Source organism: Paracoccus sp. KKT209, assembly GCF_055635455.1.
Window position 1 is genome coordinate 1994329 of the sequence record NZ_CM145758.1, and the last position, 14221, is coordinate 2008549.

Consider the following 14221-nt stretch of genomic DNA (forward strand, 5'->3'; position numbering starts at 1 on the left):
TTTATGTGGGCAGATGGCGAAGACTGGACAGGCTGACCGGGTCGCAATATGGTCTGCAACTTGTAGGCGAGGCGCACCGCAGGACATGCCTTGCGTCCCCTTTCCTCCGGTAAAGCAACGCCATGCTCGAATTCGACAACGTCTCCAAGTCGTTCTGGACGGGCCGGCAGCACAAGATCATCCTGGACCAGGCCTCCTTCCGGGTTGAGCTGGGCCAGTCGCTTGGCATCCTGGCCCCCAACGGCACCGGCAAGACGACGCTGGTGAACATGATGTGCGGGCTGGAAAAGCCGGACGAGGGGCGCATCCGCCGCGACTGCCGCATCTCCTTTCCGCTCGGCTTCATGGGCGGCCTGGTGTCGCGCCATACCGGCAACGAGAATTCGCGCTATATCGCGCGCATCTACGGGCTGGACCCGGATTACGTCGCGGCCTTCACGCGCTGGCTCTGCGACATTCACGAATATTTCGACATGCCGGTCGGGACCTATTCCAGCGGCATGCGGCAGCGCTTTACCTTTTCGCTGCTGCTGGCGCTGGATTTCGACATCTACCTGATCGACGAAGGCATGCCCCAGACCACCGATGTGGAGTTCAACCGCAAGGCGGGGCGCGTGCTGTTCGACCGGCTGAAGACCGCGACCACGGTCATCGTGTCCCACCAGCCCAGCACGATCGAGAAGTTCTGCAACCGGGCCGCGATCCTGCGCGACGGCAAACTCTACATGTTCGAGACCTTGGACGAGGCGAAGCAATACTATGACTACACCTCCTAAAGCGCGCCGGTATCACGGCTCCGTCTCGGACTCCGTCAAGCCCGGTCCCGCGCGTCCTGTCACGCCAGATGACGGTCCGGCCGCACCGCCGCCGGCCGGCCCGGCCCCGGCAGTCCGGCTGGAGGTGACGCGCAAGACCGCCACTCCTGCCGCGGCCGATGACGAAGAGGCCCGCATGGCGCGGTTCATGGCAACCGAGCCGGTCGAGGACGGTTTCGAAGGCTTCGGCCTGAACAAGCCCGCAGAGGACCCGGTCGCACAGGATGCCGACCTGGACACCAGGTTGGCCGCGATCCGTGCCGAGAAGCTGACCGATCGGCAGCTGCGCATCGCCCGCCGCATCGCCAACCTGCACCAGATCAAGGTGTCTTCGGGCGAAGAGGCAGTGCTGCGCCTGCGCGAACGTGGGATCGACCCGTCCCATCGCGGCAGCGTCGGCACCATCCTGTCGTCCGAAGGCAGCCGTGCGCAATCCGCGCCTGCGCCCAATGCCCCGGCCATCCGCCCGACGGGAGTCCCGTCGATCGTCCCCGAGGCGCTGCCTAGCAAGCGTCCCGCCCTGCCCTCGCGCGAGGATCTGACCGAAGAAAAACGCGCGGCCGAGATCTATCGCATCCAGCGCGACCTGGCCCGCAGGCGGCGCCGGCGCATGATGATGCTGGCGGCGCGGCTGTTCCTGTTCGTGCTGCTGCCCACGCTGCTGGTCGGATGGTACTATGCCCGGATCGCGACGCCCCTTTATGCCACGATCTCGCAGTTCCAGATCCAGACGGCCGATGGTGGCCACGGCGGCGGTATCGGCGGCATTTTGGGCGGATCGGGGATGGGCGTGAACACCGATTCCGTCGCGGTTCAAAGCTATCTGACCTCGCGCGACGCGATGCTGCGGCTGGACCGCGACAAAGGCTTCAAGCGCGCCTACCAGGATCCTGCGGTCGATCCGGTCAAACGGCTGGCGGCCGATGCCACGAATGAGGCCGCCTATTCGGTTTACAAGAATTCGGTCAAGATTGGCTATGACCCGACCGAGGGAATGCTGAACATGGAGGTGATCGCCCCCGACCCGGACCTGAGCCGGGAATTCTCGCTGGCGCTGATCTCCTATGCCGAGGAACAGGTGGATGCGCTGACCTCGCGCAAGCGTTCGGACCAGATGGCCGGCGCGATCGAGACCTATCAGGATGCCGAGGCCAAGATGCTGGCAGCCCAGCAGCGCGTGCAGGACCTCCAGCAGCGGCTTGGCGTCCTTGACCCGGCGGCGGAAAGTTCGGTGGTGATGGGCCAGGTGTCGCAGCTTGAAGGGCAGCTGACCGAAAAGCAGCTGGAGCTGGGGCAGCTTCTGGCGAACCCCCAGCCCGTGCAAAGCCGCGTCTCGGCCGTGCGCGGCGACATCGCCCGCCTGCGCGAGATGATCGTCCAGACCCGCCTGCAGCTGACCGAGGACAGCAGCAGCCGCAGCTCGCTGGCCGCCATCGGCGGCGAGCTGCGCGTGGCCGAGGCCGAACTGCTGACCCGGCAGGAGCTTCTCTCCGCCGCCGCGGCCCAGATGGAGACGGCAAGGATTGAAGCCAACAAGCAGGTCCGCTACCTGTCGCTGTCGGTTTCGCCCATCCCCCCGGACGAGGCGACATATCCCAAGGCCTTCCAGAACACGCTGGTGGCTTTCCTGCTGTTTTCGGCCATCTACCTGATGCTGTCGCTGACGGCCTCCATTCTTCGCGAACAGGTTTCGACATGACGCACCACAAACATATCCCCATCGGCCAGATCACCTGCGGCAACGACCTGCCGCTGACGGTCATCGCGGGCCCGTGCCAGCTGGAAAGCCTGGACCACGCGCTGATGATCGCCGAGACGATGGCCGGGGCCTGTGCGGATGCGGGGGCGCAGTTCGTGTTCAAGGCCAGCTATGACAAGGCCAACCGCACCTCGCTGTCGGGGCGCCGCGGCCTGGGCATCGACGAGGGGTTGCAGATCCTGGCGACTGTGCGCGAACGCGTTGGCTGCCCGGTCCTGACCGACATCCATGATGCCGAACAGGCGGTGCGCGCGGCCGAGGTCGTCGACGTCATCCAGATCCCTGCCTTCCTGTGCCGCCAGACCGACCTGCTGCTGGCGGCCGGCCGTACCGGTGCGGTCGTCAACATCAAGAAGGGCCAGTTCCTGGCGCCTTGGGACATGCCGAACGTGGCCGACAAGGTGGCGTCGACGGGCAATCACAACATCCTGCTGACGGAACGCGGCACCAGCTTTGGTTACAACACACTGGTGGCGGACATGCGGGGCCTGCCGACGATGGCGCGGACCGGCTATCCGGTGATCATGGACGCGACCCATTCGGTCCAGCAGCCCGGCGGCCAGGGCGGTTCCTCGGGCGGGCAGCGCGAATTCGCACCGGTCATGGCCCGCGCGGCGGTGGCCCTGGGCGTCGCGGGCGTCTTCATCGAGACGCATCAGGACCCCGACACCGCGCCCTCGGACGGGCCGAACATGATCCCCCTGCACCAGATGCCGGCACTGATCGCCTCGCTGATGCAGTTCGATGCCCTGGCCAAGGCGGATCCGCTGAACGCATGATCCGTGCGCTGCTGATCTGCGCGGCGCTGTGCCTGCCCTGGGCCGCGGCCGCGCAGCCGGCCGAGCCGCAGGGTCCGGCGCCGTCGGGGATGATCTCGATCACCGACGACGGCGCGACCGACTTGGCCATTCTTAATCGCATTTCCAGCATCCTGGCCCAACTGCCTGATTTCGATGGACTGCGGGCCGGTGTCGATGCCGGTATCGTCACCCTGCGCGGCGAGGTGACCGAGCAGGCCTCGGTCGACCGTCTCAAGACATTGATCGCCCGCATGGACGGCGTGGTCGCGATCGAGGATTCGGTGCGGCTGTCCACGGACCTGGCCACGCGGCTCGATTCGGTGCGCGAGCGGTTCCAGGCGCGCCTGACCCGGATGATCGCCGGGCTGCCCTTCCTGCTGCTGGGTCTGGCGGTGGGCGCCGTGATCGTCCTGGGCGGCGGCTGGCTGTCGCGGCGGGAAGGTGTCCTCTCCCGCCTGGCGCCCAATCCGTTCATCGCCGGTTTTCTGGCGCAGGCGATCCGCCTGGTCGCCTGGATCGTGGCGCTGGTGGTGGCGCTGGACCTGATGGGCGCGCGCGCCCTTCTGGGAACGCTTCTGGGGGCTGCGGGCATCTTCGGGCTGTCGCTGAGCTTTGCCGCCCGTGACACGATCGAAGGCGTCGTGGCCACCATGCTGCTGTCCCTGCGGCAGCCCTTCAACCCCAACGACCTGATCGAGGTGAACGGCCTGCGGGGCCGCGTGATCCGGCTGACCAGCCGCGGGACGACGCTGCTGACGCTGGACGGCAACCACATCCGCATTCCCAACCAGATCATCTACAAGGCGGTGCTGACAAACTATACCCGCAATCCCGAACGGCGCTTCATGGTCGATCTGGCGATCGATCCCGGCGCCGACCTGGGCCGCGCGCGCGACCTGGTGCTGAGGTCGCTGCGCGGCATGTCCTTTGTCCTCGACCGTCCGGAACCCGTCGCCTGGCTGGATGCCCAGGGGCCGGAGCATGTGGTGATCCGGGCCGGGGGATGGGTCTCGCAGGACGGGACGGACTTCGACCTGGCGCGGGGCGAGGCGTTCCGCCTTCTGCGCCACGCGCTGGACGCCAAGGGTTATCTTGTGCCCGAACCGGTGCATCGCCTCCGGCTGGAACAGCCCGAGGCCGAAGCCGCCGCCCCGCCCCGCCCGCTGCGTCCTGCCGATCACCGGCTGACCGATCCCGCGCCGGATGCGGCCTTCGAGGCGATGGTGGAACGGGAACGCGTGCCGGACGGGCGCGACCTGCTGACGCCCGGCGGGCGCTAGGCCGCCCGCCCCGCCGCATCGGCCGAGGCCCAGGCCCACTGGAAGTTGTAGCCCCCCAGCCAGCCGGTCACGTCCACGCATTCCCCGATGAAGAACAGCCCCGGCACCTGCCGCGCCTGCAGGGTCTTGGCGTCCAGATCCCGGGTGTCGATGCCGCCCAGCGTCACTTCGGCCGTCCGGTACCCTTCGGTCCCGACCGGCCGCAGACGCCAGCCGTTCACGCGCCGGCCCAGTGCCTCCAGCTGCCGATTGGGCTGGTCCGCCAGACGGGCGCCGGCCAGCCCCATCTCCCCGCCAACAGCCTGGGCCAGCCGCTCGGGCAGGAACTGCGCCAAAGCCGTGGCGACGGCGACGCGCCCGTTCCTGCCGCGCGCCTCCTTCAGCGCGGAGGCGATGTCTAGATCAGGTGCGAGGTCGATCTGCAACTCCTCTCCAGGCTGCCAGAAGCTGGAGATCTGCAGGATGACCGGCCCGCTCAGCCCGCGATGCGTGAACAGCAGCGCATCCCGGAATTGCCCGTCGCCATGGACAATTCGCGCCTCGACCGACAGGCCCGCCAAGGGGCGGCACAGGGCCAGGTCCTGTTCGGCAAAGGTCAGCGGCACCAAGGCCGGCCGCTGTTCCACCAGGCGCAGGCCGAACTGACGCGCGAGGTCATAGGCCAGCCCCGTGGCTCCGATCTTGGGGATCGACTTGCCGCCGGTCGCCACCACAAGGCGATCGGTCCGGATCACGCCGGCGCTGGTCCGCAGGACGAAGCTGCCACCCTCCTGCGCCACCGACACGACCTGCGTCGCCAGCCGTAATTCGGCACCCTCCATGCGATCCAGCAGCATGTCAGTGATCTGGGTGGCCTTGCCGTCGCAAAACAGCTGTCCCTGCGTCTTTTCGTGCCAGCTGATCCCCGCCCGGTCGACCAGGTCCACGAAAGCCGTCGGTCGATAGCGCGCCAGCGCGCTGGCCGCAAAGCGCGGATTGGCCGACAGGAACCGCTCGGGCCCCGTCGCCAGATTCGTGAAATTGCACCGCCCCCCACCCGAGATGCGAATCTTTTCCGCCGGCTTTTCGGCATGATCCAGCACCAGCACGCGCCGCCCCTGCCCCACGGCAGAGCCCGCGCAGAACAGCCCGGCCGCGCCGGCACCCAATATCACAAGGTCAAAATGCTCCATGCGGGCGGGATAGCCGCCGCGCGACAAAGGAGCAAGATTTCTCGAATTTTCGACTTGCACCCCCCGGAAGCCTTGGGTATTCACCCTCCACAGTTGGGGCGTGGCCAAGTGGTAAGGCATCGGTTTTTGGTACCGTGTACCGTAGGTTCGAATCCTACCGCCCCAGCCAAAATCTTCTAGTAGATTGACTTTGTGAGCTGTTTCCGCGACGGAGCACAGCCTCATCCGGTATGGGTCAGACAGCCATGGATTGCTCAGGCGGTGGCACCGGGCGCTCATACGCCCGGAACCGGCTTGGCCCGTGCTCAGGCGCCGCTGACCCGCCAGATGATGTCGCCCACGTCGTCCGCCATCAGCAGGGACTTGCGGTCCGGGCCGACGGTGACGCCGACCGGCCGTCCATAGGCGACCTTTTCGTCATCCGACAGGAACCCCCACAGGATGTCGCGCGGCGGCCCTGAGGGACGACCGTTCTGGAAGGGCACGAAGATCAGCTTGTAGCCGCTGAGGGTCGAACGGTTCCACGACCCGTGCTGCCCGATCACCATGCCTTCGGGAAAGCCCGGCAGTGTCCCTTCCGGCATCCAGCAGAGACCCAGGGACGCCGTATGCCCGCCCAGGGCGTAATCCGGCGTGATGGCCCGCGCCACCAGCGCGGGGTCCTGTTCGACCCGGTTATCCACCGTCTGGCCCCAATAGCAATAGGGCCAGCCATAGAACCCGCCTTCCTTCACCGAGGTCAGGTAGTCGGGCGGCGTCTCGTCGCCCAGACCGTCGCGTTCGTTCACCACCGTCCACAGGACGCCGGTTCCGGGCTCCCAGGCCATGCCGACCGCATTGCGCAAGCCCGAGGCAAAGATGCGCGCCTTGCCGGTGGCCAGTTCCAGCTCCCAGATGGCAGCGCGCCCCTCTTCGGCCTCCATGCCCTTGTCGCCGATATTGCTCAGCGACCCGACGCCGGCATAGATGCGCGTGCCGTCGGGCGACACGATCAGGCTGCGGGTCCAGTGACCGCCCGGCTTGAACTCCACCAGCTTGCGGCCCGCCCCCGTCAGGCGCGTGGACCCTTCCTGATAAGGAAAGGCCACGATGCCGTCCGTATTGCCGACATAGAAGGTGCCGTTGACCAGCGCCATGCCAAAGGGCTGGTTCTGCCCCTGCAAAAAGATCTCGCGCGTTTCGGCCACGCCGTCGCCGTCCGTGTCCCGCCACAGGGTGATGCGGTTGGCGCTGGCCCCGATGGCCTTGGCGCGCCGCATCGTGGCCTGGGCGGCGCGGTCCATCAGGGTGCGCGGGGGTGCCGGCTGCTCCTTCGCCTCAGACACCAGCACGTCCCCGTTGGGCAGGACCTCGATCCAGCGCGGGTGCTCCAAGCCCGAGGCGAAGGCATTGACCTTCAGCCCGGGCGCGGCGGTGGGAACATGCCCCGGCTCCCAGCCTTTGGCGGTTGGCATCTTCAGGGTCATGATGCCCTGCTTTTTCGCCTTGGGGATGGTGGGGCTCTGCCCCACGGCCTGCGTTCCGGGCGCCCCGAAGCGGCGCAGCGCCACCATTGTGCCCCCCACGACGGCGGTCGCTCGTGCCAGAAGATCCATTCGATTTCCTTCGCGTTCCTTTGCCCGCAGCTTAGTGCGGGACGGGCCGGCGTCAAACGGCCAGCCTGCCGCCACCGCCCAAAGTCGGACGGTGGCGGCGCTGAGGGTCACTCGGCCGCGGCGCGATGCGTCTCGGGCAGCGATCCCGCCAGCACTTCCTCGGCGGTTGCCTGACGGTTCTGGACCGAGCTGGTCCACTGGCCCCAGACGATCGGGTCGATGGCGTCGCCGTTCGATCCGAGATTCGCGAGGCGGCGTTGATCCTCCTCGGTCAGGACCTGGTTCGGCAGCGGCTTCATGTCACGGACGTCCGCCATAGACACCCCGATCGCCTCGCCCACGCGGCGGCCATAGTCGTCATGTACCATCGCCAGGTGCCAGACCATGCGCTCCTGCACGTCGCGGTCGCATTGGGACAGCATCTCGCCCATGGTCTTGATCAGGTCGTCACGCTCCCAGTCCATCATGGTGCAGAAACGCCCGCGGGCCTGGACATAGTCGTTGCGGCGTTCCAGCACGCTGCGGGTCAGCTGGCCGCTGATCACGGGCGGGTTGTCCGGCTGCCGCTCGGCCTCCTTCAACCCGTTGTGGATCGAGGGTTCGTAATTGACCGAAGGGTTCTGCCCCGGCGCCTTGTCACGGTAGAAGGACATCTGGCCGCCCGACTGGTTCGTCGCCACCGCCGCGCCCTTGGGCTGGTTCACCGGCAACTGCAGATAGTTCGGCCCCACGCGATAGCGCTGCGTGTCGGAATAGGAAAACGTCCGCCCGACCAACATCTTGTCGTCCGAGAAATCCAGCCCGTCGACCAGCACGCCGGTGCCCATCGCGATTTGCTCGTTCTCGTTGAAGAAATCCTCGACATTGCGGTTCAGCGTCATCGTGCCGACGTGGCGCAGCGGGAAATCCTTCTCCGGCCAGATCTTGGTGTCGTCCAGCGGGTCCCAGTCCAGTTCGGGATGCTCGTGATCCTCCATGATCTGAACATACATGTCCCATTGTGGGAAGTTGCCCATCTCGATCGCGGTGAACAGGTCCTTCGACGCCGACCCCAGGTCCTGCCCCTGCACCTTGGCGGCCTCCTCGCCGGTCAGGCTGGCCACGCCCTGACGCGGGTGGAAGTGGTACTTGACCAGCACCGTCTCACCCGCCGCGTTCACCATCTTGTAGGTGTTGACGCCGAACCCCTCCATGTGGCGATAGCTGGCCGGGATGCCGCGCGGGCTGAACAGATGCGTCAGCATGTGCATCGCTTCGGGCGTCTGGCTCATGAAGTCGAAGATGCGGTTCGGTTCCTGGCGAAAGGTCACCGGGTCGGGCTTCAGCGAATGGATCACGTCGGGAAACTTGATCGCGTCGCGGATGAAGAAGACGGCCAGGTTATTGCCGACCAAGTCCCAGTTGCCGTCCTCGGTATAGAACTTGACCGCAAAGCCGCGCGGATCGCGGGCGGTCTCGGAGCTGTCGCGCCCGCCGATGACGGTGGAAAAGCGGATCGCCAGCGGCGTCTTCTTGCCCTTGTCCTGGAACAGCCTCGCCCGCGTATAGGTGCTGGCGGGCTCATCGCCGATCATGCCGCTGGCCTCGAATTCGCCATAGCAGACGAAACCACGGGCATGAACGACACGCTCGGGAATGCGCTCGCGGTCGAAATGCGAAATCTTTTCGAGAAACTGATAGTTTTCCAGCGTTGCTGGGCCGCGCGGACCCACGGTGCGCTGCGACTGGTTGTTCGACACCGGATGGCCCTGCCGGTTCGTCAGGACCTGATCGTCACGCGCCGCCGGGCGCATCGCGTCGTCGTTGCGGTCTGTCATCGTGCTGCTCTCTCGATTGGTGGCAACCAATCCAAGAAATGCCGAGACGAAGAGTTCCCGTTTAGGCGGACAAATCGGCCTGCCGCGCGCAGATGTCGCGATCCGGCAGGCCGCGCAATGATGCGGCGCTTCGCACCGCCGGGGTCATATCTGCCGTTCGGGCATCTGCACGACCAAGCCATCCAGCGCGTCAGTAACCTTGATCTGGCAGGTCAGGCGCGAGCGTTCGGGATCGGGCTGATAGGCGAAATCCAGCATGTCCTCTTCCATCGGATCGCGCGGCGGCAGCCGGTCCAACCATTCGGAGGCAACATAGACATGGCAGGTCGAACAGGCGCAGGCGCCGCCGCAGTCCGCGTCGATACCGGGAATGCCGTTGTCGCGCGCACCTTCCATGACGGTCATGCCGGGGCGGACCTCGACCTCATGCCGGGTGCCGTTGTGTTCGATATAGGTAATCTTTGCCATCTTCGCTCGTTCCCTTGGTTTCCGCCGGAGTTAGGCGATCACCGTCGATTTGAAAAGGGGCAGCCCCGAAGGACCGCCCCCTGCAGCAGCGTCACTTGGTCAGGCGATCATTCTGCCGGGGCTTCCTCGGCGGCGCCGTCGTCAGCGGGCATGTCCTCGGCAGGCATGTCCTCAGTCGGCGCCTCATCGGCCTCCAGCGACAGCGCCACGAACAGCGGCTCGCCGGCACGGCGGATCAGCATCAGGACCGACCGGCGACCGGCCTCGCGGGCTTCCTCCACGCGCGCCTCCAGTTCGGCGACCGAGGCAACCTGCTGCTGGTTCACCTCGGTGATGATGTCGCCTGCCGCCAGGCCCTTCTCAGCCGCCGGACCTTCGGCATCGACGCCCGTGATGGCCAGGCCCCGCGCATCGCGCGGCGCGCCCAGTTCGGCGGCCATTTCCGGCGTCAGCGCGGTAACCGACATGCCCAGGATGTCGCTCTCGGTCGGCTCGTCCGAGGTGTCGGGCCCGGTCGCGCCACCCTGCGCCGTTTCGCGCCGGCCCAGGGTCACGCTCAGCGTTTCGGGCTCTCCGTCGCGCATCACCACGACCTCGACCGCCTCGCCGGCCGGCGCCTCGGCCACGCGGCGCACCAGCCCGCGCGTATCCTCGACCTCGGAGCCCGCAAAACTGGTGATGACGTCGCCCGTCTGCAGGCCGGCATCACGGGCCGGACCTTCGGGCACGTCGGTAATCATGGCACCGCCGCTGACCGACAGGCCCAGCGCCTCGGACATCTCGGGCGTCACGTCCTGGATCATCACGCCCAGCCAGCCGCGGCGTGTCTCTCCAAATTCCTGCAGCTGCGCGACCACCTGCGACACGACATTCGACGCCATCGAGAAGCCGATCCCGATCGAGCCGCCGTTCGGCGACAGGATCGCTGTGTTCACGCCGATCACCTCGCCGTTCAGGTCGAACAGCGGGCCGCCCGAGTTGCCGCGGTTGATCGCCGCGTCGGTCTGCAGATAGTCGTCATAGGTTCCCGACAGTTCGCGGTTCCGGGCCGAAACGATCCCGGAGCTGGCCGAAAAGCCCTGTCCCAGCGGGTTGCCCAGGGCCAGGACCCAGTCCCCCACACGGGCGCTGTCGCTGTCGCCGAAGCTGACGAAGGGGATCGGGTCGGTGCTTTCCACCTTCAGCAGGGCCACGTCGGTGTTCGGATCCGTGCCCACGACCGTGGCCGGCAGCGTCTGGCCGGAATAGAACTCGATCTCGATCTGGTCGGCGCCTTCGATAACGTGGTTGTTCGTGACGATATAGCCGTCGGCCGAGATCACGAAGCCCGAGCCGAGGGCGTTCGACCGCTGCGGCATGCGGCGCTGCTGCGGCCCGCCCTCGGGACCACCGGGGCCGCCGGGAAAGCCGAAATCACGAAACAGGTCGGAAAACGGGCTGCCTTCCGGGAATGCCGGGCCGCGCTGGCCCATCGTCGGCTGCGACACGATCGAGGTCGTGGTGATGTTCACGACGGCCGGCGACACCTTTTCCGCCAGATCGGCAAAGCTGCCCGGCATCACCTGCGCGGTTTCGGTCACGCCGGCATCCTTGCCCAGCGGCTGGTTGTTCTTGGCGGCGTCCTGCGCCTCCTGGCTCACCTGCGGCGAGACATCGTCATTGGCGGGATCGACCACTTGCTGCGCGCCGGCATAGCCAAGTCCGACCGCGATGGACAAGGCGGAAGCGGTCAGAAGATGGCGAGGGAAAAGCGGTTTCATGAGGGTCCTCATCTGTCGAAGGCAGCGGAGCGGGCCATCCGTCGGGCTGCCAGGGGAACTAGAACGCCATGTAAGGTTCCGTTGCAAGGAAACCACACCTCGCTGCTTTGAACAGATCGTGAGTTTCATTGCAGAACGGGCGGAGGTTGCCCTCCGCCCGCCAGGAATCAGTTGCTTGGTGCCGGCGCTTCGGTCGGCTCCGGGGGCTGCGCCCCGGATCCCGTCTCGGGGGCCATCGGCTCGACCGACGGTTCCGCGGGCGCCTCGGCCGGGGCCTCCGGTGCAGGCTCTGCCGCGGCATCGGGCGCCTCTGCCGGGGCGGCCTCGGCTTCATCCTCGATCGTGGCATCGGGGGACAGGATCTCGGACTGCTGCTGCGGCGGCGCGGTCAGGTTCTCGGGCAGCGGCGTCAGACGCACGCCCGCGGCCTCGCCAAGGCGGTTGCCCTCGCGATCGGTCACCTCGGGCGTCACCAGTTCCTCCTCCGGCTCGGATGCCGCGGCGGGCTGCTGCATCTGCGCTGCCGAATTGCCCGGCGCCACCGGCGTGGCGGCAGGATTGGCACGGCTTGCCCCGTCATCCGACAGATAGGTGAAGAATTCACCGTTCGGCTGGATCACGATCGAGCTGTTGTCGCCCCGCAGCGCCCGCTGATAGGAGGTCAACGAGCGGGTAAAGGCAAAGAACTCGGGGTCGCGGCCATAGGCGTCGGCATAGATCGCGTTGCGCTGCGCATCGGCCTCGCCGCGGGCGATCTCGGCCCGGCGCCGGGCTTCCGAAGTCAACTCGACCACGGTCCGGTCGGCCGCGGCACGGACCCGCTGCGCGGCCTCGTTGCCGCGGGCGATCTCGTCGGCGGCCTCGCGCTCGCGTTCGGCCCGCATCCGGCCATAGGTGGCGTTCAGGTTCTGCTCGGGCAGGTCTGTGCGGGTCAGGCGGACGTCGATGATCTCGATGCCCAGGCCGCCCGAGTTCTTGCGCGCCTCGTCCCGGATCTGGTTCATCAGCGCGGTCCGGTCGTCCGACAGCACGTTGGTCGAAGGCACGGTACCCAGCACCTCGCGGATCGCGTTGCGCACGATGGGCTCCAGACGCGTCTGCGCACCCTGGACACCGGCGGTGCCGACGGCCTGGCGGAAGCGGACCGGATCGGTGATGCGCCAGCGCGCGAAGGCGTCGACGACCAGACGGCGATCGTCCAGCGGCGTGACCTCCAGCGGGCTGGTGGGCAGGCCCAGGATGCGGCCGTCGTATTTCACGACATTGTCGACCAGCGGCAGCTTGAAGCCCAGGCCGGGCGTCTCCTGCACGTCGACGACACGTCCAAGACGCAGCACCAGCGCCTTTTCGCGCTCGTCCACGATGAACAGCGCGGATGCGACCAGCACGACGACCGCGATCAGGGCGGGGATGGCCAGGGCGGTCAGGGTCTGTCTGCGGGCAGCCATCAGTTCGTCCCTCCGCTGGTGGTGGTGGCGTTCGGGCGCGAGGCGCCGGTCGGTGCGGCTCCGGTGCCGCCGCGCAGCTGGTCAAGCGGCAGATAGGGCACGACACCCGATCCCTCGTTCATGCCTTCGCCGATGATGATCTTGTTCACGTCGCCCAGCACCTGCTCCATCGTCTCCAGATACATGCGGCGGCGGGTCACCTCGGGCGCGTTCACGTATTCCTCGTAGATCGAGTTGAACCGTGCGGCCTCACCGGCGGCGGTGTTGACCGCCTCGGCGCGATAGCCCTCGGCCTGTTCCAGTGCCTGCGCGGCGTCACCGCGGGCCTGGGCCAGAACGCGGTTCGCATAGGCGTCGGCCTCCTTTTCAAGCCGGTCGCGCTCCTGCTGCGCGGCCTGCACCTCGCGGAAACTGTCGATCACCTCGCCCGGCGGGTCGGCGCGGTCCAGGTTGACGCGGATGACATTGATCCCGGACTGATAGGCGTCCAGCGTCGACTGCACGGCCTCCTGCAGGTCATTGGCGATGGCGCCACGATCGCGGTTCAGGATCGGCGCCAGTTCGCTGCGCGCGATGATGTCACGCATGGCCGATTCGGACACGGCGCGGATCGTGTCCGCGGGATCGGCCAGGTTGAACAGATAGCTTTGGGGATCGCGGATGTTCCAGACCACCTGGTATTCCATATCCACGATGTTCTGGTCGCGGGTCAGCATCAGCCCGCTGTCCATCGGCCCGGCACGGCCTGTGCCGATCTCGGTCACGCGTTCGTTGGTCACCGGGACCACCTCGGCGGTGACGAAGGGCCAGGGAGCAAAGTTCAGACCCTCGGTTCCCACGGCCACGGCCCGGCCGAACAGGAATTCCACCGACTGCTCGTTCGTCTGCACCCGATAGAAGCTGGCAAAGGCCCAGAGCGCGACGGCCGCAAGACCCGCCACCGCCACGGTGGAACGGTTCAGGCCAAAGTTCGGGCCGACCGGACCACGGCCGCCGCCGCCCCCGCTGCCGGTCCCGCCATTGCCGCGTCCGCCCATCAGGACGCGCAGACGCTCTTGCCCCTTCTTCATCAGGTCCTCGATCTCGGGGCGTTGGGGATCGCCACCGGGACCGGGACGGCGCGGGCCGTTGGGGGGCTGCTGGTCCCCCCAGGGGCGGCCCGCCGGGCGCTTGTCGCCATCCTTGTCGTCCCGGCCGCCGTTTCCTCCGCCGCCTCCGCCCCAGGGGCCCTGATTTGCCATCCGATCGACCTTCTTTCGTTGGGAATTCCGTTACTTGAAAACTGGGGCGCGGGGGTGAAATGTCAA

The 14221-nt window shown here is 67.0% G+C and carries 10 protein-coding genes, 1 tRNA gene and 1 pseudogene; 5 read left to right on the forward strand and 7 right to left on the reverse strand.

What is annotated here, in order from left to right; genetic code table 11:
- The first annotated feature begins 122 nt into the window (after positions 1 to 122).
- From ACZ2G3_RS09985 to ACZ2G3_RS10000, 4 genes are read left to right on the forward strand one after another with little or no spacing between them, the layout of a single operon-like run.
- Positions 123 to 776 carry an ABC transporter ATP-binding protein gene (locus ACZ2G3_RS09985; RefSeq protein ID WP_419268027.1) on the forward strand — a complete coding sequence of 218 codons (654 nt, stop codon included), beginning with the start codon at positions 123 to 125 and terminating at the stop codon, positions 774 to 776.
- Positions 760 to 2514 carry a KpsE/RkpR family capsule polysaccharide export protein gene (locus ACZ2G3_RS09990; protein ID WP_470395714.1) on the forward strand — a complete coding sequence of 585 codons (1755 nt, stop codon included), beginning with the start codon at positions 760 to 762 and terminating at the stop codon, positions 2512 to 2514. The genes ACZ2G3_RS09985 and ACZ2G3_RS09990 overlap by 17 nt, the downstream gene beginning before the upstream one ends.
- A complete protein-coding gene (kdsA, locus tag ACZ2G3_RS09995; RefSeq protein WP_470395715.1) occupies positions 2511 to 3353 on the forward strand; it encodes a 3-deoxy-8-phosphooctulonate synthase in 843 nt (280 codons plus the stop codon). Before ACZ2G3_RS09990 ends, kdsA begins: the two co-directional genes overlap by 4 nt.
- Complete coding sequence (locus tag ACZ2G3_RS10000) at positions 3350 to 4654, forward strand: mechanosensitive ion channel domain-containing protein (RefSeq protein WP_470395716.1); 1305 nt, start codon at positions 3350 to 3352, stop codon at positions 4652 to 4654. The genes kdsA and ACZ2G3_RS10000 overlap by 4 nt, the downstream gene beginning before the upstream one ends.
- Here ACZ2G3_RS10000 and ACZ2G3_RS10005 read toward each other — a convergent pair.
- Positions 4651 to 5826, reverse strand: coding sequence for a BaiN/RdsA family NAD(P)/FAD-dependent oxidoreductase (locus ACZ2G3_RS10005; protein ID WP_470395718.1), 1176 nt, complete (start codon positions 5824 to 5826; stop codon positions 4651 to 4653). The genes ACZ2G3_RS10000 and ACZ2G3_RS10005 overlap by 4 nt on opposite strands.
- 94 nt (positions 5827 to 5920) lie before the next feature.
- Here ACZ2G3_RS10005 and ACZ2G3_RS10010 point away from each other — a divergent pair.
- Positions 5921 to 5995 (forward strand) — tRNA-Gln (locus ACZ2G3_RS10010).
- Between the two features lie 136 nt (positions 5996 to 6131).
- Here ACZ2G3_RS10010 and ACZ2G3_RS10015 read toward each other — a convergent pair.
- From ACZ2G3_RS10015 to hflK, 6 genes and pseudogenes are all read right to left on the reverse strand, one after another.
- The gene (locus ACZ2G3_RS10015) at positions 6132 to 7421 is read right to left on the reverse strand and encodes a PQQ-dependent sugar dehydrogenase (RefSeq protein WP_470395719.1); all 1290 of its coding nucleotides are present in this window, start codon (positions 7419 to 7421) and stop codon (positions 6132 to 6134) included.
- A gap of 107 nt (positions 7422 to 7528) precedes the next feature.
- Complete coding sequence (locus tag ACZ2G3_RS10020) at positions 7529 to 9238, reverse strand: catalase (RefSeq protein ID WP_470395720.1); 1710 nt, start codon at positions 9236 to 9238, stop codon at positions 7529 to 7531.
- 144 nt (positions 9239 to 9382) lie between these two features.
- Positions 9383 to 9706 (reverse strand): 2Fe-2S iron-sulfur cluster-binding protein, encoded by a 324-nt coding sequence (locus ACZ2G3_RS10025; RefSeq protein WP_470395722.1) that lies wholly within the window; start codon positions 9704 to 9706, stop codon positions 9383 to 9385.
- 107 nt (positions 9707 to 9813) lie between these two features.
- The gene (locus tag ACZ2G3_RS10030) at positions 9814 to 11265 is read right to left on the reverse strand and encodes a Do family serine endopeptidase (protein WP_470399105.1); all 1452 of its coding nucleotides are present in this window, start codon (positions 11263 to 11265) and stop codon (positions 9814 to 9816) included.
- A 578-nt stretch (positions 11266 to 11843) separates the two neighbouring features.
- A pseudogene (gene hflC / locus ACZ2G3_RS10035) lies at positions 11844 to 12914 on the reverse strand (protease modulator HflC); the annotation flags it as partial.
- Positions 12914 to 14155: an FtsH protease activity modulator HflK gene (gene hflK / locus ACZ2G3_RS10040; protein WP_470395724.1), complete on the reverse strand. Its 1242-nt coding sequence runs from the start codon at positions 14153 to 14155 to the stop codon at positions 12914 to 12916. The gene hflK and the pseudogene hflC, both read right to left, overlap by 1 nt.
- Between the last annotated feature and the right edge of the window lie 66 nt (positions 14156 to 14221).